We start from the raw sequence: 20890 nt of genomic DNA on the forward strand, positions 1-20890 counted from the left end.
ACCACTTATTGCCAATATGAATGGTATCTGAGGTTGAAAATGTGTATTTAAATTCTTGAATTAGGGGAATAGAGGTTTTAATCCTTTTCCATCTTCATCGAATAATTCTCATCCTCAATGTTATATCTAGGACGATGTTTAACCTCGGTGAATATTTTACCTACGTACTCCCCAATTACACTCACTGAGATCAATTGAATCCCGCCAAGAAGCCAAATTGAAATCATAAGTGATGACCAACCGCTAATAACATGCCCTAATATCTTTTCGATTAACACATATACCATCATTAAGATACTAATTGTTGTTGTAATAATTCCCAAAATTAGAATTAGCTGAATTGGTGCAATTGAGAATGATGTGATCCCATCCAAAGCAAAGTGTAACATCTTACCTAACGGATACTTGGACTTTCCTGCAAAACGTTCCTTACGAGGATAGTATACCTTTGCCGAACGATAGCCCACTAATGGGACCATCCCACGAAGAAATAGATTCCGTTCCTGGTATTGTAGCAGTGCCTCCGTCGCCCGCTTACTCAACAGTCGATAGTCGGCCGAATCCGGGACCAAATTAACCCCTAATTTTTTCATTAAGCCATAGTAAGCTAACGCCGTTCGCTTCTTGAAGAATGTATCGGTGTCTCGACTGTTACGGACCCCATACACCACGTCTACACCGTCTAAGTACTGATCAACCATTTGATAAATTGCATTCACATCATCCTGAAGGTCGGCATCAATTGTGATGATCATATCAGAAAACTTAACTGCTGTTTTCATTCCAGCAAGTAGTGCATTCTGGTGTCCGTAATTACGTGTAAACTTTAAACCAGTTACATATGGATACTTTTCACTATATTCACTGATTAATTCCCACGTTCTATCCTTACTACCATCATTAACGAATAGGATCTTGCTCCGTTCGCTTATCTTTTCTTGCCTCACTAAGTCATTTAGGATTACGCCTAATTCTTTAACTGTTTCAGGAAGAACTTCTTCCTCGTTATAGCAAGGTACAACAATTGTTAAAATATCTTCCATATTACACCATTTTCTTTTTCATATACTTTATTAAATATGCACCAAATACTCCATAGCTTAAACAACTTAATATAAATAGAATCTTCGTAACTATCGTCGGATTACTAGATACTTTTAAATACGATACGCCTTTAGGTAAAGCTAACTTAAAATAGCCATTGGTATTCGCAATAGAAATTGGTTTTTCATTTAATTTTACACTATACGATATTCCTTTATATTTAGCTAACGCAAGCGAACTCATACCAGCTTTACTAGAAATAATTCTAAATACGGCCTGGTTATATGTCCCATGTATCTGAGTTAAACTGATCCAAGAATCATTGTAAGGATATATCTTTCCAGTACCAATCACACCATTTCCTGGAAGATAATCGTTAAAATTATTATAGTTAGGAGCCTGAATTTCTTTTTGATAATTAGAAGAGTTTATAGAATATACATAAGAAGCTAAGCTATCATCCTCTTGAACTTTTCCCATCTCATGTTTAACTACTGATACTGAACCCAAACAAACCAATAAGCACATGGTAACTACTGATATTAATCGAATAAATAAACCATCTGCTTGTTTAAAATAAAGTGCCATCGCAATAACTTGAAAGAGCACAACATATGTTAGTAGCCTGCCAGTAAATTGGATCACTCCAAAAGATTGGATTAATTCTGAATGATTAGTGAACGGAACATACGTGATTATTAAGATTAAGACACATAATAGCATATAAGGCCTGATTGATTTGATCTTTATCGATAATAATAAGAATACTAAAAGTAACACTAGTCCTATTAATCCAATTCCCCACATTGAAGGATTCTGAGTAATTATCCCGCTTAATTGTGTCCGTAAGCTATCTTTAATACTTAAATTAATTAGGTTTTTAAAGGGAGCAATCACCGAATTATTGGCTTGAATATAGAATACTCCCCATAAGGAATATGCTGATAGAAATAAGGAACATACTGCCGATATTAGTAGTGCTACAAATTCGAATTTTGATATTTTTTTCAAAATAATTCTAAACAGCTCACAAATTGATATTCCAATTGTAACAATTAATAAGCTTAATAAATGACTGTTCGCAATTCCACTCATTCCTATAACCAGCGGAATAATCCCTGATCGTTCTTTCCGATAAATTTTAAGCAACCCAGCCACTACTAGTGGTAAATAGGCATAAGCTAAAAATTCACCAAAGGCCATACGAAAATACAGAAGGTTTAAATGGTAAGAATTAAACAACCAGTATGACACTAAGCAAACCCTCAGTACCCTACTATTACATCCAAGTGTTCTAACCAGATAATACATAGCTAAAGCAGTTAATAAATTGATTAACCAAAAACCACCAAGAATTGCTAGCATAATATGTTTGAAAAAGATGAACCTAGGAAGAATAAAGATTAGTCCACCTAACCACGGATAGCAACTAACCACTGCATTCAAGTTATGACCTGGTCCAATAAAAGAAATTTCTGAAGGTATACTTGCGTGATGCAAGGATTGAAAAACCTGTTCATAACGAGCTAGGTGTATTTGTCCATCCGCAGGAATCCTAAAAGGTGTTAATCCATTTATTGCGACATACGAAACCATAAATGATAGGAGTATATATACCAATACTTCTAACCATTTAGCTTTATTTATTTTTTCCATACATTAATCCTTGTAAATGTTATTTGCGTTTCCTTAAAAAATCGCCACACTCGTATGATAAGTATAATGCATAAAATCGTCACTGAGATTTTAATAGTTTTCCTTACCACTTCATTTTGGCAATCCGTATACTCTGAGTCCATTCAAGGTCCATGTCCAATCGTTACGCATGAACTTTAAACTAGCTATATACTAAAACTACTTAATTACTCCCCTCGTTTTATCCTCACTTCTATACTTTGACTAATGGAATTAATTTTTCTCAGTTTGATTTATCCTTTTATACGCAAAGTTATGCCTAATTTTTAAGCGTTTCTACAGAGTGTCTCTTATCGTTATTATATGCGATTATCTTCTATTCTCTTTACAGATTAGCGGTTATGCGGAAGGCAATCCAATTTATTTGATCGGAAACACGAATAAAGATTTTTAAAATCAATTGATCCCCATCCATATGCAGATAATATCAAAATATATGGTAGAAATTGAATTAAGTACCTAGTTCTTCCACCCTCAAATAATAGTAGGAAGATCATGCCACCTAAAACCGTATATTTTAAAATCAGGATGGTATATTCCTGACTACTTAATGCTAATAACATCCCCAAAACAACTAATCCCCATATAAACTGAACCCATAGGGCATTACCTTTCCAATTCTGATTAGCTGAATTCCCGGTAAACATACGTTGAATATAGCCTCTAATTCCAGTATGAATTTTAAATGGAATAAGGAATCCTTTTTTTCCAGATTCAGCCTGCCAACCAAACGTACCATCATTAGTATTTAGTATTTGCTTTTTCATTAAAAATCTTATATACCCACTGATGCCGTATCCCTTTAGGCGTTGCTTTATCAGGCTAATATTCAATTTATTTCTTTCAGCTGGTGTTGACTTGGTAATATTCTGTCCAACATCTACAGGGTTGTATCCTCCATTACCAGACAATCCCATAGCCATGAATTCTGTCATCGGCATTGCTTTTTTAGCGTCAATCACATTAATCGAATTATGAGACTCGTAATACTTAGCACCAAGATATACTCCTCCAAAACTAAGTAGTACAACAATCCCACCACCAATCAACACATGTTTCAGATACTTTTTGTTTTTATTAGTAGCAAGATAAATAACTATAACCAATCCTAAAGCCATATCCACAATAACTGTACTAGGCTTTATAAAGTAACCTAGTGCTGATATAACACCTATAAGCACACACACTAGCGTTCTTATTTTTTTATTATTAGTATCCTTTAAAAGGGATAACAACGCCAGCATAGAACTCCCAATAAAGAATGCAGGAATATCACTATAAAAAATTGCTACATAGGGAGATACTATTATCATCGCCCAAGATAACCATGAGACATTAACTGTAACTTTCTTTTTATGAAAAAAACTATTAGTTGAATATATAATTAACCCCCAACTTACATCTAATAGCACTATATTTAGTGAATTTAGTAGCTTAATAAAGCCTTGCATCCCAATGCTTTTTACCCATTCATAAATATGCGTTTCAAAAGCACACATCATAAACGTATTAGGATAATATGAGAAGTAGTTCTTACCAAGCCAATTAGGCTTTCCCATTGCAGCTGTTTGGATGATACTTGGATCCCACCAAGTTATCCCTGATAATTCTATAATTAAAATTACTTGCCAAGTAACTGTTAAGATAATCCCGATGATTACCAATGAACGGCAAAAATTTCGTGACAACTTAATCTTAAAATTATTTTTACAAGTCCATAAAACCGCAAAAATAGCGATTATCATCAATAACATCACCATTGATATCTTTGATATATCTAATAAATTATTTTGAAATCTTGTAATAATACCAATTAATGTTAGTACCAACATTGGGTATAAAAAGACATTCGCTATCCTATTTCCAAATATTTTCATAGTTTCTCTATCCTTATAGTCATTTCAATATAAATAACCACAACACCTCTATCGTTAAATTACATTAGCGAGGGCAAAAATTGTAGGGGTATTGGGGTTATCAAAATTTATTATTAATTTCTAGCCTAATATAAGCAATTTGAAAAAGGCACTAAATTTTAACCGCTTCGGTATTTGATAATTCAAAAAAATACTTACCGAATTTCTAAAATTCTAGCCCCATGAAAATTCCCTATATTTTAAATTAAGGATATGACTACCTCCCCTTAACCTTAACCAATCAAAAACCTTACCATTACTCAAAAAACCATCACGTCTTTACATTTTATCGATCAAACTAACCTCTACCATACTTATTCATTACTAACTCTATTTTTTCTCAGATGGTAAATACTGATTAAATATGTTACAACCGTTTTGACAACCGCATAACAAGGTATACATAAAATCATCCCTGGGATCCCAGCAATGTTCCCGGCTGCTAACAAGAGCATGATGATCGTAAGCGGATGAATCTGTAGTGTCTTTCCAATAATATTAGGATAGATAATGTTCCCATCAATTTGTTGAACAATCACTACCACAATAATAACCCACAGTATCTTTTCTGGTGCAACCGCAATTGAGACCATTAAAGATGGTGTAATCCCAATGTATGGTCCTACGTACGGAATCATATTAGCCATCCCAGCAACCACACCCAATACGACCGCCAATGGCTGTCCAATAATCAAATAGCCGATTGAGGTTGCTACCGCCACAAATAGGCACTCAATTGCTTGCCCCGAAATATACGCCGATAATGTTTTGCTCATTTTCTGCAGTAACTCGCCGACTTCAGCCTGGCTACTCTTTGGGAAGAGTTTCTGTACACTTGGTACAAGACGATTACCATCCTTAAACATGTAAAATAGCATTACCGGTACCGTAATCGCTACAATAATAGTACTCGTTATCGTTCCAATAATTGTTCCCGCACTAGCGGTAATCCCCGTAATGATGTGCTGCGTATATTTTGAAACTTGATCGTTAATCTGACTGTAGTAGGTTGAGAGGTGAAGTTTTCTAACCCACGGGTGTTCTGAAATCTCTTGAATCATTTTCTGACTCTCTTTGGCCGCCTGAGGGAGCCAGTGAATAACCTGGTTTAGCTCATTCATAACGGATGGAATCAGGGCTGAGACGCCCCCCACCACAATTAAGATCATTGCTAAAACAACGATTAAACTTGCAATTCCCCGTGTCATTTTCCACTTGTGGATCTTTACCTTCATTAGTAAGCGAAAGATTGGGCTTAACATGTAGTACAAAAAAAGTGAGATTATTAACGGAGTAATGACAACCGAAACGAAAATTAATAATGGGGTAAACACAAAATTAATCTGGTTACAAACCCAGATTAATGCCGCAATGATTAATAATTCCAGCGACCAGAAAAGTGCATTTTGATAACTTTTTGACATTATTTCTTTTCCTTTATGATATAGATTGGCCGGTTCTTAACCTGCATGTAGATCCGGCCAATGTACTTTCCAACAATCCCGATACATAAGAGCTGCAACCCACCTAACAATAAGATGATGCAAATCATGGATGACCATCCAAAGGCACTGCTTGCCGGCTCAATAAAGTGGCGAATTACAACAAAAATTAAGCCAATAATTGATAAAACAAATGACGTCGTCCCTAACCATACCGCTAGTGACAATGGGGCTTGCGAAAAGTCCGCAATTCCATCCATTGCATACTTAAAGAGCTTCCAGGTTGACCAGTCCGTTGTCCCGGCCACCCGTTCAACATTCTTATACTCTAGGTACTTTGTCTTAAAACCGACCCATGAGAAAATTCCCTTTGAGAAGCGGCTGTATTCTTTCATCGAAAGGACCGCATCGACCATTTGACGGGTCATCATTCGGTAATCACGGGCTCCAGGAACAATATTAGTCTGTGAGACACGGTTAATCACAGAATAAAACTGATTACTGAGAAAGGACTTAAACTTAGCCTCACCGGTCCGATCTATTCGCCGGGTCCCCACGCAATCGTACTCACCCGTTTGAATAATTGAATACATTTTCGGTAAAAACGACGGCGGATCTTGTAAATCAGCATCCATTACCACCACATAATCGCCCGTCGTTGCTTCAAGTCCCGCATATAGGGCGCTCTCCTTTCCAAAGTTTCTTGAAAAGGTCAAGTAGTGCACCCGTTCCGGATCCATCGCATGCAGTTTTCGCATTTCTTCTAATGTTTGATCGGCTGACCCATCATCAACCAACCAGTATTCTATTTCTAAATTACTAATTTTCTGAACGACTTCTTCCACCGCTGGATAGAACAGCGGAAGGGCTTCCTGCTCATTATAACAGGGCACCACAATCGATAATTTTGGCATCTTTGGTCCTCTTATTTTTATAATTGAAAAAACCGGCACCACAAAGCAGTACCGGTTTTCATTATACACTATTTCGCCTTAGAACTAACTATCCTTCAGTAATGGAGGTTGGTGAAACGTTATATGTGTACGTCTTACCATTAACCGTCCCCGTGAATTGATAGTTGTTTGTTCCCGTCTGGGTTGCGGTAAAGGAATCAACATCTGTTGCCGTTGGTTGAACTGGCATCGACTGACCAGCTGTCCCGGCATTGTTTAAGTTAGCCCCCAAGCGTTCCTTTAAGAGATCCCGTGCCTGGGTTTGCGTTAACGTAGCAGTTGATGTAGCAGAAGATGATGATGAACTGCCACCGTTCGATGAACTTGAAACTGAAGCCGTTGAAGACGTAGCAGACCGAGACCCATTGTTGCTTGAAGAAGCAGAGGAGGTATTAGTATTAGCTGAAGAATTAGAAGTTGAGGAACTAGTATCTTCAGACACCGTTTTAACCTGCTGCTTCTTGCTAGAGGAGTTCTTCTTCGTAGCTTTACTGCTCGTACTTACACTACTCGTAGTATCACCTTCACTTGCAGATTTACTTCCACAGGCAGCCAATGATAATAGCATTGCCCCAGCAACAATCGAAGTTAATAGCTTTTTAGCTTTCATAAATTTATCCTCTCATTATCTCGAACTAAGATCTTTAATCACATTATAACAAAGTCTTTACTCGATGATTAGTCATAACTTCACAATTTCTCAATATTTTGAAAAAGCCTCAGGATTTTCACCTAAGGCTTCTCCTAGCTTGATTAACTTATAACAATGTAGTAGCTTGGCTTGAAGTATGCTTGGTAGCCAATCTTAACATTTTCACCAACCGTTGGGGCGTGAACATATGAACCATTCCCAAGAGAAATTGCAACGTGGTAAGGAGCAGAATCGCTACCAAAGAAGAGCAGGGCTCCCTTTGGGGCACTAGCCACGTTTGAGTAGATGTGCGTTCCTAAGGCCTGTTGTTGATAAGTAGTTCGGTAACTAGAACTAAGACCGTATGCCCACTGAACTAAACCTGAGCAGTCAAATCCAGTTGCTGGTGAATTACCACCCCAAGTGTAGGCAACACCGATTTGACTTAACGCCTTATTAACCTTAGCGTTAACGTCGTTCTTAACTGTCAAAACGCCTTTGCTATCAGCTGTGTAAGTCACCCCATTAAGTGTTACATCAGTATTAGTGGCTAAAGCACCATCGTTACCAAAGTAATAGTTCCGGCCCCAGTTACTGTACTCTTGGTTAGTGTAACGAGCACCATCGTTACCGAAGTAGTACGTCCGGCCCCAGTTACTGTAGAACTGGTTGGTGTAGCGGGCACCATCATCACCGAAGTAGTACATCCGACCCCAATTACTGTAGAACTGGTTGGTGTAGCGGGCACCATCATCACCGAAGTAGTACATCCGACCCCAGTTACTATAGAATTGGTTAGTGTAGCGAGCACCGTCAGCGCCGAAGTAGTACATCCGACCCCAGTTACTGTAGAACTGGTTGGTATAGCGGGCACCGTCAGCGCCGAAGTAGTACATCCGACCCCAGTTGTGATAGAACTGGTTCCTGTATTCCTTACCATCAGCACCAAAGTAGTAAACTTTATCATTTTGCTCTAAGAAGAAATTCGTCTTTTTAGTGCCGTTAATGTAGTAATAGGTGGAACCATTTTCCGTTACTCGACCATTCTTAACCACGGAAACAGCTGCTGCCACCTGTCGAACTGCGTTTGCGGAAGAAGCAGCTGCATCAGAACTTGCGCTACTATCTGCCTCACTAGCGGCTGAAACCGTGTCAGAATTAACATCACTTGAAGCACTAACAGCAGCTTCAGAGGCAACACTAGCATCACTTGAAGCTGACGCAGAAGCCGTTTCACTAGCGGACGGTGCCGAAACCGTTTTAGTACTTGCCGATGTTTCAGCAACTACTGAAGCTGAAGCACTTGCTGAATCTGCCAAGCTAGCAGAACTTACGCTAGCAGATACAGCTGAAGCGGAAGTAGCTGAAGAAACTTCTGAGCTAGCAACATCAGAAGTGCTCGTTGAAGAAGTGTTTTCGTTAGCGCTAGCAGCTGACAAGACAACTGATGAAGCGCTAGCACTGGAAGCAGCACTAGCAGAAACTGCGCTCTGGGTAACAACGTCACTAGTTGCATCAGCGTTAGCAGGCTTAGCAGTTACAACCGTAGTACCAAGTGCAACTGCAGCGGTTGCAAGCGCCATCGTGCACCAGTTCTTACCCTTTTTGTACATTTTGAAGTGTTTGCTGACTTCCATAGGTTGAGTTCCCCTTCTGATATTTACTAAGATTACTTTTCTAACTTTTACTAAATTGTTTTTATTTATCTTTCACAGTTTCTAACTTTATCATAATTTCTGTAAATGACTAGCCCTTCCGGAGCTTTGTTAATCAAAAGTAACGCCAGCAAAATGTTTGTAATATTAAAGAAATATAAAAAGACGATGGTCTTTAAAAATTAGACCATCGTCTTTGTTTAACTTGCTTTACTTTGCTTTTGCGCTAAATGCAATTTGGTCATACCTAGTGAGCCCATAATTATTAATTAATGACATTAAACTAGTTGAGTATGACGGATCCGTTGCATAACCATCCTGTCGAACTAATGTGGTAACTGCTGACGCACTTCTATTGCCCAAAAGATTTGCATAACGACTGTTCTCAACGAAAAAGAGGGCATGGTCATGTATACTAGCATTATTACTTGGATATACACGGAAGTGATCGGTAATGTAATATGTCACCCCGTTGTATACCTCGTAGGTTGGAAGTGCTACAGAATTCCCATTGTAGCTACCCTTAATCCCAAAGAGGTTGTGGTACTTATAAGCTAATACCGAGTTTCCCCAACCACTTTCTAAAATTGCTTGCGCAATGGTTAATGAAGGTAGAACCCCATAGTCTAACCAACCTTCAATCGCCCCATTAACAATTCCTCCAATAAAAGAGTTTGAGCTTGTGAGGATCCCCTTATTGTCAAATGTAAGGTCCCCGTATCCTAGGTTGATTGTCGTATTAGTTGCCCGAGCGCCATCAGAACCGAAGTAATAAATGTTTCCCCATGCACTCATAAACTGGTTCGTCCATCGGGCCCCGTCGTTACCGAAGTAGTACGTCCGGCCCCAGTTACTGTAGAACTGGTTGGTGTAACGAGCACCGTCATCACCGAAGTAGTACATCCGACCCCAGTTGCTGTAGAACTGGTTGGTGTAGCGGGCACCATCAGCGCCGAAGTAGTACATCCGGCCCCAGTTACTGTAGAACTGGTTGGTGTAGCGGGCACCGTCAGCGCCGAAGTAGTACATCCGACCCCAGTTACTGTAGAACTGGTTAGTGTAGCGGACACCACCATCACCGAAGTAGTACATCCGGCCCCAGTTGTAATAGAACTGGTCAGTGTAGCGGGCACCGTCAGCGCCGAAGTAATACATGTTGCCCCAGTTGTGATAGAACTGATTCTTGTACTCCTTACCATCATCGCCAAAGTAATAAACTTTACCATCTTGCTCTAAGAAGAAATCCGTCTTCTTAACGCCATTAATGTAGTAGTAGGTGGAACCATTTTCCGTTACCCAACCATTCTTAACCGCGGAAACAGCTGCAGCTACTTCACGAACTGCGCTTGCGGAAGAAGTAGCTGCATCAGAACTTGCGCTACTATCTGCCTCACTAGCGGCTGAAACCGTGTCAGAATTAACATCACTTGAAGCACTAACCGCTTCAGAAGTTGCACTACTGTCCGCATTAGCTTGGGTAGCAACCGTACTACTATTTATGTTAGCCTCTGCTGAGGTAGCAGTAGCAGTAGCCTTAGACTTGTCACCACTTGCTGAGCTTGTTGAAACAGATGCTGCCTGTGAGCTAACACTACTATCTGCACTAGTAGTTTCAGCAGAGGCCACACTAACAGAATTAGCACTTACCGCATTAGTAGTTGAGGCAGAACTAGCCTCGCTTACAGCTGCATTCGTTGAGGCAGATGAAGAACTAGCGGTTAAGGTTACACTTGATGCACTAGTTGCCGTGGCTGCAGCAGTTGAGGTAACAGTTGCTGATGAAGCAGAAGGTGCCGTTTCATCGGCATGGGCCGTAACCATCGTTGTCCCTAATGTAACGGCTGCTGTTGCAAGCGCCATCGTACACCATTTTTTACCTTTTTTATACATTTTGAAGTGTTTACTTACTTCCATTAGTTAAATCCTACCCTTTTTTGATTAATATTTAAATTTAAACTTTTATTTCATCATTTCATTCAACAGGATCTATACTACCACGAATTATGGTTCTTTCCCGAAGCTTCATTTGAATGTCAACAAATTATCATCTTTGACATCTCTTCGTAAAAAAGGACCCCGTGAAAGGGCCCTTTCTTTCATTTGTTACTTACTTGTTATTTTATCGAGTACTTGGAAGTACTGATTATCATTAAACCTTTTTACACTTTGTTGAACATCCCTTGGCTTAGGTTGCCAACTTCTTAACAAGCTCAGCTTCTCAACAAAGTCCGCCAGATCTCCCAAATGGTAAACTAAACCATTCTCTTTTGGAACCGTAACGTCTTCGTATCCACTAAAATCCGCCGTTAGGCACGGAATCCCGTGTGCCATTGCTTCAATCATTACCATTGGTAACCCTTCATACTTTGATGTCAGGACTAAAGCATTCGGGTGAACCTCGTCTAGCACGGTTTTCCAAAGATCTGCTGTCCACCCGTGGAAAGTACACTGCCCTAATATTCCGATCTCTTTAGCGTACTTCTCCACTAAGTTGTCATCTTTCTTAGCACCAAATAGATCTAAGTGAACCCCTTTGCCATACCGCTTAATCCCATCAAGGAGCTCTTGAAGATTCTTTTGACCATGAAGCATAATCTGGCCAACGTACACTAAGCGGATCGGCATATCAGTTGCTGGCTCGTTCAGAATCCCTTCATATGGGCTTACTGGGTTTAACAAAAGGTGAATCCGTTCCTTCTCAATTCCCAAATCCTCTAATTGGTGTGCAATTGGGGTGCTAATGGCCCAGTGCTCATCCGCATAAGTAATGTTTTGGGGGTCAAAGATGTCTTGATTGATCAATGAGAAATGAATCCATGAAATCAACCGCCAATGCCGGTGACGTATTTGACGAACCCTAGCGGCTAGCTTGATGATGTTAACCCCCAAAATAACAAGTGTCTCATCATTTTGAGCCTGCCAAAAGGCCTTCATCAGTAGTGCTAGTTTACTAAACTTACTAGATGTGGCCACTTGAAGAACTTCGATTTGCGGGTCTAAAACTTCTAGCCAACGCCGATTCACTGGTACACTAGTGACAATAAGGCGCACCTGATGCTTTTTCACAAGGTGATTCAAGGCCTTATCAATGACTGTTTCAGTCCCCCCGTTTCCCGATAACTCGGGACAAACAAAGGTTAGTTTCATTCCTTTGCTCCCTTCCCTAGAAGTTCTTTTGCTTGACTAATAATTGGCGCCCGGAAGATGACTAGGCAGGCCGCGTAAACTACAATTCCCACGGCTACCTGGAACGCCAGGTTAACGATGTTCATCGCCATCATCTGATCTAAGCGTAGTACTACCACATACATAATTAGACCACTCAGTAAGTACCGCCACAAACCAGAGAAAAGCATCCGCCGGCGAATCGTCGTCCGAACGCAATACAGTTGCACCGCTGTAACACAAAGTTCTGATATAACAGTTGCCATCGCTGCCCCATTCGCTGAATAGGCCGGGATCAAGAAGAAGTTGGCAACAATATTAACAACCGCCCCGACTGACACCGAGGCTGTAAATTCCTTCACCCGATTAACTGGCATTAGGTACTGGGTTCCCGTGACGTTACTCCAGGCGATGAAAAGAATTACTGGCGCTTCAAAGAAGATAATTCCACCAGCCTGTTCATAGCCCTTCCCTAAGAACCAGGGGGCAAACTTAGCTGAGATCGCCATCAACCCAAACATCATTGGGACTGACATTGAGGTAACGAAGTCGAAGGATTTATAGAGGCTCTCACGTACTCCTTTATAATCCCCACTAGCAAATTTATTTGCAACGTGAGGAAGCATGACCGTCCCCGTCGCCGTTACAATTGCCAAGACCAACTTAACAATTTTATCTGAAAAATCAAACTGCCCCAGTGCCGTTGGCTGACCGATCTTCCCAAGCATCAGCTTGTTAACGACTAAGTAAATCTGAGTTGTGATGGTTGGGATAAAGAGGAGTAGTGATGGATAGAAGTGTTGAAACGGGTGCCATTCCTTTGGCGACACCCATTGGATGCTTTCCTTCAGGTACGGCCATAGGGTAATATTCCCCCCCACTTGGGCAATCCCCAGCAAGAAGATGTATTTCCCTAGATCTCCCTTATTCTTAACCAAAGTAAAGATTAAAACGATGGACACAATTTTAACAATTGTATTTCGTACAACCGTCTTCTTGAAGTCCTCCATCCCCATGAAGTACCAGGAAACATCCAATCCCGTTGCGATAATCCACAGAGTCTGGATTAAGTAGTAGGTCCTAAAGGTGGTCGAGAATAAGAAAACTGCCGCTAAATAAGCTATCAAGGCAATGGTAATCGTACACAATTGAAGTGCTTCGATCCCCCAAAAGGTCCGGGAGCGATGGTACTTATCATCGCGGTGGTAGGCAACTTCTCGGTTCCCATATAGGGTAATCCCCATTTGACCCATTAAATAAAAGAAAGTGACCCAACCATTCGTATAAGTGTTGATCCCATTTTCATGCGCACCAAGAACCCGTGAAATATACGGGGTCGTAATTAACGGTGCGAACATCAGAAGAACCTGGTACCCCGCATTATACAGATAGTTTCTAATCACTTTCATTCTTACTAATCGAACTCCTTTTCTACGCACACGAGGGCCGCGTGGAGAACTTGGTCCATGTCATAGTAGCGGTATTGTCCCAGCCGGCCCCCGAAAATTACGTTGGCTTCCTTAGTCTGGGCTAATTGAGCATATTGCTTGTACAATTCATTGTTTTGCTGGTTGTTAACCGGGTAGTATGGTTCGTCCCCCCGGTGCCAGTCGGCCGGGTATTCCCGGGTCACAATCGTCTTGTTTTGATCACCCTTACCAAATTCAAAGTGCTTGTGCTCAATGATACGAGTATAAGGCGTTTCAGCATCGGTGTAGTTGATTACGGCATTCCCCTGGTAGTTATCAACAGCCATGGTTTCGGTTTCAAACCGCAGGCTCCGGTATTGGAGTTCCCCAAGTTGGTAGTCAAAGAATTGGTCGATCATCCCGGTGAAGACCACCTTAGGGTAGTTCGCCAGGTATTCTTCCCGCTTAGCAAAGAAGTCCACCCCGGTTTCCACGTCAATCAATTCCGAAGCTAACATCTTTTCAACGATTTGAGTGTACCCCCCTACCGGAATTCCCTGGTAGTCGTCGTTAAAGTAGTTGTTGTCGTAAGTTAACCGTACTGGCAGGCGCCGGATAATGAAGGCAGGCAAGTCGGTTGCCTTTTGTCCCCATTGCTTTTCGGTATAACCCTTAACCAGCTTTTCGTAAATGTCCCGCCCAATTAAGGAGATCGCCTGTTCTTCCAGGTTTTGCGGCGTCTTCCCCGCCATTTCTTGGCGTTGTTCGTTAATCTTTGCCAGGGCTTCTTGGGGGGTCCGAACGCCCCACATCTTGTTAAAGGTGTTCATGTTAAAGGGTAAGTTGTACATCGTCCCCTTGTAGTTTGCCACCGGACTGTTGGTGTAACGGTTAAAGGTGGCAAACTGGTTGACGTAGTCCCAAATGGCCTTATTGGAAGTGTGGAAAATGTGGGCCCCGTATTGGTGGACCTGAATTCCCGCCACTTCTTTGGTATAGATGTTTCCGGCAATGTGATCCCGCTTTTCGATCACCTTAACCCGCTTCCCGCGCTGAGCTGCTTCATATGCAAAGGTGGCCCCAAATAAACCGGCCCCCACTACTAAGTAATCATATTTTTCCATGGTTATTTCCTTCCGTCTAATAACGATTAGTCTAAAATATCATATCTCAATTCCGCGAAAACAACAACTATCGCCAATAAGAAAAGGAATGGCTTCATAAACCATTCCCAATTCCTACTATTAAGATTCATTTCTTCTCCGACTGGTTAAGTTTCTCTAACAGTCCCTTAGACGTTGATAACTTAACTTTACGGCCAAAAAAATAATTACCTTTCACAATCGTTTCATAATCTCGTTCATCGAGAATTGCCGGTGTTTTACCATTTTCCCGTTCCCAATTAATGTAGCGGTGCATGTTTCGATCAATTCGTTGAGAATATGTTGTATCACCCAGGATTGTCTGAAGCCAAAATTCATCTGAACAAAAACTATGGCTGAACAGTTTCTGGTAGCGAAGATCGGTATCCCAAGTTTTAATTGCATACTGTAATGCATCCCTTGGAACATCTACCCATTCTTGGCCGGAGAAAATGTCGCGGTCTTGAAAACCGTACTTCTTTAAGCGATTAACATGGAGTAACCGTTGGGTCAAGATTAATAACCGATGGTAAATTTTACCAAAGGTTGACCGCCGATTAACCTGATCATAATTGTAATAAAATTTCATCCACCAAAGGAGTGGCTCCCCGCTCTTTTGAGCATTACCCACCCGGTAAAAGTCCATGTAGATTTGATTATTATCCTCAAAGAAGTCATAGATCTTTTGTGGATCCTGCAATGGCCAGTCTTCACCAGAGATTAGGTGTACGTACGTAATCTCCTTATTTTCAAGAGCTAATTTCATCAAGGCTACGGTTGCCTCAACAATACTGAAACTCCCCCACTTAACATCATACAAGGAAACATAGTGAGCCCGCGGGTTTGATGATAATGATTTCTTAACGCGATCGCTAAGACTCATCTTCTTGTCAATGTGAATATACACTTCAAAACAATCATCGAGGCGGTCTACCAGCTTCAAAAGCTGCTCTTCGTCTTTATGAGCCAAGATTAGGATTGCTTGCATCGTAAATTCCCCTAACTATTTGCGAATTTGATTCGTGATTGAAATTTAAATTGGTTCTGACGGTTAAAAAATACCTTGCGGAGAAATGGAATCCGTTTAACAAACCAAATGGCAATTAACGAAACTATGATTCTGTAAAGTACGTTGGTAAAAGTATCCGCTGCCGCCGGAAAATGAGTTACGTGGCCAATAAAGACCTCCGGGTTGACTAAACTAAGCTCCATAATATGGAAACATAAAACAACGAGAGATGCTTGACCATAGTGTGCTAACGACGTCAAAACCTTTATCAACTTTGTGCCCGTAACTAATTTTTCTACCCAGTAGGCGAATAGCATCATCACTACACAACCACTTAGAGCACCAATGAGTGAGACTGTCCAATTGCTAGCAAAAGCTGTTGCCATACCAAAGTGATTAAACCGATCATAGTAACAAACCAGTAGATAAATCATGGTCGCAACCAGGATTATCATCCCCCCAATTCGTTTTGATCTCCATAAAACTGGAACTCGTTTTAATAACTGCCCAAACCAGAGAAAAAAGAGCCCAATCATGGCCGCATTTAAAGACCACGGTAACTCTCCATTAGTTTTAATACCATTATGGTACGGTGTCATCCAAAAACCTACATAACATACGATTAATGTAATAACTCCAACCAACCAGAATCCATTCTTTTTAGAATCCAAAGCCTTCATCAGAGCATTAAAAACAATTGATGCCCAAAAGAGTGCTATCAAAAACCAAATTGCTCCAATTTCTGGCATGATAATTTTTGTCCCGACCCCGATTAATGGGGTACTTCCTCCCATTCCAAAAACAGCTGCCTTTACTAACTCTTTACCAGATCCCATACTTTTTAAAGCTCCCCAATGCGGGATATGATTAAGAAGGATGGAACCAATAACCATTACTGAAGCAGTAAAGACATATGGTAACAATAAATTACAGATTAATTTGTAAATCTGCTTAATAAACTTTTGGGGATGATAAAGATAACCAGACAAAGTAAAAAATATCGGTACGTTTACCGTAAAGAAAAATGCTCCCTGAAAGGATCCCCAAACCTTTAAAGTATGGCCCCAAATGATAAAAAGCATCCCCCAAGCTCGAACAACATCGATCCAGAGAATTCTTTTTTTAGCCACGGACACCACTCTTTTCTTCTAAATCTGCGATTGCTGCTTGAATATGTTTTCCCTGCCGAAGTCCCTCAGCCAGTTTTACGGTATTAGCCTTCATTACCGCGTACTGATCCGCCGTAATCGATGCTAAAACATCATCCAAGTCAGAAAGTGAGTCTACAGTTAAACCAACTTGATGTTGTTCAATAAAATCGGCTAACGCTGCTTGTTTCCAAATAATTACCGGCAGACCACAGCTCAGATAAAGCGACGTCTTATGTGGATTATTGAACTTCAGGTACTCACCGTACCGGCCATTGCACCCGTCTAAACTAGTTCCATCCCACACCAAACCAAAGTTTTGCGTCATATGTTCAAGAAGTTCATCCGGCGTGTACTGCCCCGCATACTTGACGCCCTCTTGATACGATTCCGCCGGATTGGCCCCAAAAATCGTTAATTTAGCTTCGGTCAGTTTAATCTTCTCCAGGAAGGGTGCCTTTTCAAGGTTTCCAGCAAAGCAAACGGAGCGGTCGTACAGGTAATCCTCCCCCATCGGTTGTGGGTTATCATAGTCAAAGATTCCTAACGTTGACATCGGCACCCGGACGCCCCTTTGAACTAACCAATCTACCATGTGTTGGTTATGCGTAATTAAACCATCGACCTTATTTAACTGAGCCACTTCCAGTTGTTCAAGCTCTTTATCGGGGGTTTCCGCCCGTAAGGTATCAATATCATGCGTAATGAAGAAGAGCTTCGCCTTTGTGTACTTACGTACCGCCTGGATAATTTGATCAACTAGGTAGTAGGAATAGATCGGATATTGGAAGATCACCTCATCAATTTCTTGTCCCTTAAATAAACGTGGCAAGTCAATGTACGCGTACTTGAACTTCCCAAACTTGGACCGAACATTGAATGGAAGGATCCAATTTTCATATCCTTGGTCCTCTAAGAACTTAATCATGTCCATTTGGGCCTTTGGTCCGGCATTGTTATCTTTATTATAAAAAACAGTCACTAAAACTCTACGCATTTAAACTTTCCTTTTTCCTTGGCCAAGTAATTGCAAAAGCAGCTAATAAGAATGGATTAAATGAGATGTCCAACAAGTGTTGCTCAACAAGACAACTGAGCGTTACGACCAACATAACAGTAACCAAAGCGTAATCATGTTCTACTGTAGCTCTTAATGAGATATACATCATAATCACTGTTATTAAAATTAGGGCAACCACCCCATAAATGATTAGTAGCCTAATGTACGAAGAATCAATGTAGAAATACTTGAAGGCATTACTATCGGCCATCTTTAATCCTTTGGCTCCTCCCCAACCGTGCTCAATAACGTGATTCCCCCACAAATTAACCCCATATTTTTGAAGCGCCTCTGATGATAGTGCTAATCTGTTTGAAAAAATACTATTCGCTTTAATAAATAATTGGTTCATCGGATCATAGTTTAAGGTGGCCATAATGTCCACAAAAATTAAGATCGGAGTAACTACCCAGTAAAGAGACGCTGTCTGTTGCGCAAATCTATTGCCGTTCTGAGCTTTTTTGGCAATTATTAAGCAAACTACTAAGATAATCGCCGTGATCGTGCTAAGCCGTGCATTTGCCACTTGCCACATCAAAAGGGCCATGACCAAAAAGAATACATAATGTTTCCAACAGAGCTTTTTAAAGTCAAGGTAACTTTTAGCCGCCATTAGATATAATACGTGCGATGCTAGATCAGTTGGATAAACAATACCAAGGGCGTATCTAATTCCTCGATCTTGTACAACATACGCCAAATTAGTAATTACACCCATAAGTGAATATAGGATCACAGCAATTAGCATTATCAATCCAATTTGATAATACCACTTGATTATCTTCCTAAAGTGAACTCCTTTTGCTCCCAAAATGAGCGCCATCATATCTAAAATTAAATATGATTGGGATTTTCTCCACGATAAAAAGGCTACTCCAAGTAGAAGTGTAATGACAATCAATTTTGTCGCATCATGATGATCAAATAAATAAATCTTAAGAACTAATAATCCCACTCCTGCATATGAAATTAGTTGAAGTGGGCGAGTATGAAAATAGTCCGTAAACGTTGTGGTCATCAAAAATGAGATGAACAACATAAAGGAAAATGCAACAAGATAAACTTGTTCTCCTGTAATTGGTGCGTTTATAAGTCTTTTTACATAGCTTCTCATCATTACTCCTATAAGAATAGCACGGTTAACTAATCAACTTGTTAACCGTGCTCCTTAATTAATTCTTTTCAGTAATTCCCATCCGATTGGTTAAGTGGCGAATAACTGCCTTCCTCTTTAAATCACCGGTATTAAATACCGTAAGATATTTTACTTTTACATTCCTTTGCTGATGTAAATAAACATTTAACAACCGCTCTGAAAGGAATCCATACAACCGACGCTGGTAGGTATCGTACCCAGTCATATCGGTGTGGCTCTGAACTTCAAACAGAATATCAAATAACCATTTACAATAGTCATTCATTAATTCACGCCGAGTATAGAACATGTTATACGGTGCCATTACCGCTGGTCCGTTCATAACTTCATCGAAGGAGTTCGTGAACTCTGGATAGAGTTTAACGATTGCTTCCCGTGTGTGGTCGAGATCAACCTCATAATGACCACGGATATACTGTTCCCTAAGGGTTTCTTTCCCTTTAGAGTCATCCTCAGGATAAGCCACAACCCAATCATATTCTTTAAGCATTGCTTGAAGCTCTTCCTCGGAAACCGGATGAGTTCGTCCAAAAGCAAGTAGCCAAAGATACATTGCATTCCGTCCGCCTATCCTTTTACCAAATGAATGCGGAGAAAAGTAACGGCGATAGTGACTCAGTCCTACAAAGGGGTCTGTTGTATTTTTCCACATCCAGTAGAGTCCTGTTAGCTCATTAAACTCTTTATTCTGTCGTGAAATATTATCACCTGTATTATCAGCTAAATAACCACGTGGATTAGAATTAAAATCAGCTCCCACGAGTAGTGGCTGATATCCGTTTGGTAAGTCGTAATCAAACATTTTATGTGATATTACATACATTGTCATAATTACTACATCCTATTTTACCAAATGCTTAAAGGTTGTCCTTACAAAAGCAATGACCATACCGGCAAGGGCTCCTAATGCAAATCCAAGAATGGCATATTTCTTCGCCGATGGTGAGGTTTGGCTTTTTACATCAGAAGCGTACGCCTTTGAAAGTGGTTGGATTTGTCCAATTCCAGCCTTAATCTTCGGTAATTCCTGCTTAGTAGCATCCGTCACAGCATTTACAATCAACGCCGCATCTTTTGCACTACCAACCTTAGCATGAATGTCTAAGATTATCTCACCGGCCCTTGGTTTTGCATCTACTGCTGATTCCAAATCAGAAACCGAGTACTTCTTTTGAAGTTTCTTCGGTAATTCTTTTCTAGCTTTCGATAAAACCAGCCGATCCTGAACTAATTCTGAGTAAGTTTGCATCATGCTCATATCTGCCATTGCCTGTGAATTCTTATAACTCACCGTGTCTAAATTATGGCCGATTAAAATTTCTCGACTAGCAGTATAAGTTGTCGTTTGCTTATGCTTCGCATAGAAACCTAGGCAACCCATCCCAAGAACAGCCAGCACCAAAATCAAGATGATGTTTTTTAAAATAATTTTTGAAATGTCATCAATACTATATGATTTACTCAT

The 20890-nt window shown here is 40.4% G+C and carries 17 protein-coding genes; all 17 read right to left on the reverse strand.

Annotated elements, in window-relative coordinates; all coding sequences use genetic code 11:
- Window positions 1-77 precede the first annotated feature (77 nt).
- The 17 genes from AOQ57_RS00295 to AOQ57_RS00375 all read right to left on the reverse strand — a co-directional run bounded on the left by AOQ57_RS00295 (window position 78) and on the right by AOQ57_RS00375 (window position 20890).
- Window positions 78-1043: a glycosyltransferase family 2 protein gene (locus AOQ57_RS00295; RefSeq protein ID WP_093624066.1), complete on the reverse strand. Its 966-nt coding sequence runs from the start codon at window positions 1041-1043 to the stop codon at window positions 78-80.
- 1 nt (window position 1044) lies between these two features.
- Entirely contained in the window at window positions 1045-2700 is a 1656-nt protein-coding gene (locus tag AOQ57_RS00300) for a putative glycosyltransferase family protein (RefSeq protein ID WP_093624068.1), read from the reverse strand.
- A 371-nt stretch (window positions 2701-3071) separates the two neighbouring features.
- Window positions 3072-4616 (reverse strand): glycosyltransferase-like membrane protein, encoded by a 1545-nt coding sequence (locus AOQ57_RS00305; RefSeq protein ID WP_093624070.1) that lies wholly within the window; start codon window positions 4614-4616, stop codon window positions 3072-3074.
- A 353-nt stretch (window positions 4617-4969) separates the two neighbouring features.
- A complete protein-coding gene (locus AOQ57_RS00310; protein ID WP_093624072.1) occupies window positions 4970-6079 on the reverse strand; it encodes an AI-2E family transporter in 1110 nt (369 codons plus the stop codon).
- Complete coding sequence (locus AOQ57_RS00315; protein ID WP_093624074.1) at window positions 6079-7011, reverse strand: glycosyltransferase family 2 protein; 933 nt, start codon at window positions 7009-7011, stop codon at window positions 6079-6081. Before AOQ57_RS00315 ends, AOQ57_RS00310 begins: the two co-directional genes overlap by 1 nt.
- Window positions 7012-7099: 88 nt before the next feature.
- Window positions 7100-7660, reverse strand: a complete 561-nt coding sequence (locus AOQ57_RS00320; protein ID WP_093624076.1) for a hypothetical protein — start codon at window positions 7658-7660, stop codon at window positions 7100-7102.
- 143 nt (window positions 7661-7803) lie between these two features.
- Window positions 7804-9318: an NlpC/P60 family protein gene (locus AOQ57_RS00325; RefSeq protein ID WP_093624078.1), complete on the reverse strand. Its 1515-nt coding sequence runs from the start codon at window positions 9316-9318 to the stop codon at window positions 7804-7806.
- A 228-nt stretch (window positions 9319-9546) separates the two neighbouring features.
- Window positions 9547-11250: a glucosaminidase domain-containing protein gene (locus tag AOQ57_RS00330; protein WP_093624080.1), complete on the reverse strand. Its 1704-nt coding sequence runs from the start codon at window positions 11248-11250 to the stop codon at window positions 9547-9549.
- Window positions 11251-11439: 189 nt separating this feature from the next.
- A complete protein-coding gene (locus AOQ57_RS00335; RefSeq protein ID WP_093624082.1) occupies window positions 11440-12483 on the reverse strand; it encodes a glycosyltransferase in 1044 nt (347 codons plus the stop codon).
- Window positions 12480-13910: a flippase gene (locus AOQ57_RS00340; protein WP_093624084.1), complete on the reverse strand. Its 1431-nt coding sequence runs from the start codon at window positions 13908-13910 to the stop codon at window positions 12480-12482. Before AOQ57_RS00340 ends, AOQ57_RS00335 begins: the two co-directional genes overlap by 4 nt.
- Before the next feature lie 5 nt (window positions 13911-13915).
- The gene (gene glf, locus AOQ57_RS00345) at window positions 13916-15034 is read right to left on the reverse strand and encodes a UDP-galactopyranose mutase (protein ID WP_015639322.1); all 1119 of its coding nucleotides are present in this window, start codon (window positions 15032-15034) and stop codon (window positions 13916-13918) included.
- Between the two features lie 127 nt (window positions 15035-15161).
- Window positions 15162-16040 (reverse strand): beta-1,6-N-acetylglucosaminyltransferase, encoded by an 879-nt coding sequence (locus AOQ57_RS00350; RefSeq protein ID WP_093624086.1) that lies wholly within the window; start codon window positions 16038-16040, stop codon window positions 15162-15164.
- A gap of 11 nt (window positions 16041-16051) precedes the next feature.
- The gene (locus tag AOQ57_RS00355; protein WP_157686473.1) at window positions 16052-17191 is read right to left on the reverse strand and encodes an acyltransferase family protein; all 1140 of its coding nucleotides are present in this window, start codon (window positions 17189-17191) and stop codon (window positions 16052-16054) included.
- Window positions 17184-18206 carry a glycosyltransferase gene (locus tag AOQ57_RS00360; protein WP_093624090.1) on the reverse strand — a complete coding sequence of 341 codons (1023 nt, stop codon included), beginning with the start codon at window positions 18204-18206 and terminating at the stop codon, window positions 17184-17186. The genes AOQ57_RS00355 and AOQ57_RS00360 overlap by 8 nt, the downstream gene beginning before the upstream one ends.
- Window positions 18199-19383, reverse strand: coding sequence for a polymerase (locus AOQ57_RS00365; RefSeq protein WP_093624092.1), 1185 nt, complete (start codon window positions 19381-19383; stop codon window positions 18199-18201). The genes AOQ57_RS00360 and AOQ57_RS00365 overlap by 8 nt, the downstream gene beginning before the upstream one ends.
- A 58-nt stretch (window positions 19384-19441) precedes the next feature.
- Window positions 19442-20254 carry a DUF4422 domain-containing protein gene (locus tag AOQ57_RS00370; RefSeq protein ID WP_093624094.1) on the reverse strand — a complete coding sequence of 271 codons (813 nt, stop codon included), beginning with the start codon at window positions 20252-20254 and terminating at the stop codon, window positions 19442-19444.
- Between the two features lie 12 nt (window positions 20255-20266).
- The gene (locus AOQ57_RS00375) at window positions 20267-20890 is read right to left on the reverse strand and encodes a YveK family protein (protein ID WP_093624096.1); all 624 of its coding nucleotides are present in this window, start codon (window positions 20888-20890) and stop codon (window positions 20267-20269) included.

It is taken from the genome of Limosilactobacillus gorillae (assembly GCF_001293735.1).
Classification (GTDB): Bacteria; Bacillota; Bacilli; order Lactobacillales; family Lactobacillaceae; genus Limosilactobacillus; species Limosilactobacillus gorillae.

Bases quoted from the DNA above. Each gene is read 5' to 3' on its own strand.
- AOQ57_RS00295 (WP_093624066.1), bottom strand. From the start codon at position 1,043: ATGGAAGATATTTTAACAATTGTTGTACCTTGCTATAACGAGGAAGAA.
- AOQ57_RS00300 (WP_093624068.1), bottom strand. From the start codon at position 2,700: ATGGAAAAAATAAATAAAGCTAAATGGTTAGAAGTATTGGTATATATA.
- AOQ57_RS00305 (WP_093624070.1), bottom strand. From the start codon at position 4,616: ATGAAAATATTTGGAAATAGGATAGCGAATGTCTTTTTATACCCAATG.
- AOQ57_RS00310 (WP_093624072.1), bottom strand. From the start codon at position 6,079: ATGTCAAAAAGTTATCAAAATGCACTTTTCTGGTCGCTGGAATTATTA.
- AOQ57_RS00315 (WP_093624074.1), bottom strand. From the start codon at position 7,011: ATGCCAAAATTATCGATTGTGGTGCCCTGTTATAATGAGCAGGAAGCC.
- AOQ57_RS00320 (WP_093624076.1), bottom strand. From the start codon at position 7,660: ATGAAAGCTAAAAAGCTATTAACTTCGATTGTTGCTGGGGCAATGCTA.
- AOQ57_RS00325 (WP_093624078.1), bottom strand. From the start codon at position 9,318: ATGGAAGTCAGCAAACACTTCAAAATGTACAAAAAGGGTAAGAACTGG.
- AOQ57_RS00330 (WP_093624080.1), bottom strand. From the start codon at position 11,250: ATGGAAGTAAGTAAACACTTCAAAATGTATAAAAAAGGTAAAAAATGG.
- AOQ57_RS00335 (WP_093624082.1), bottom strand. From the start codon at position 12,483: ATGAAACTAACCTTTGTTTGTCCCGAGTTATCGGGAAACGGGGGGACT.
- AOQ57_RS00340 (WP_093624084.1), bottom strand. From the start codon at position 13,910: ATGAAAGTGATTAGAAACTATCTGTATAATGCGGGGTACCAGGTTCTT.
- glf (WP_015639322.1), bottom strand. From the start codon at position 15,034: ATGGAAAAATATGATTACTTAGTAGTGGGGGCCGGTTTATTTGGGGCC.
- AOQ57_RS00350 (WP_093624086.1), bottom strand. From the start codon at position 16,040: ATGCAAGCAATCCTAATCTTGGCTCATAAAGACGAAGAGCAGCTTTTG.
- AOQ57_RS00360 (WP_093624090.1), bottom strand. From the start codon at position 18,206: ATGCGTAGAGTTTTAGTGACTGTTTTTTATAATAAAGATAACAATGCC.
- AOQ57_RS00365 (WP_093624092.1), bottom strand. From the start codon at position 19,383: ATGAGAAGCTATGTAAAAAGACTTATAAACGCACCAATTACAGGAGAA.
- AOQ57_RS00370 (WP_093624094.1), bottom strand. From the start codon at position 20,254: ATGACAATGTATGTAATATCACATAAAATGTTTGATTACGACTTACCA.
- AOQ57_RS00375 (WP_093624096.1), bottom strand. From the start codon at position 20,890: ATGAGTAAATCATATAGTATTGATGACATTTCAAAAATTATTTTAAAA.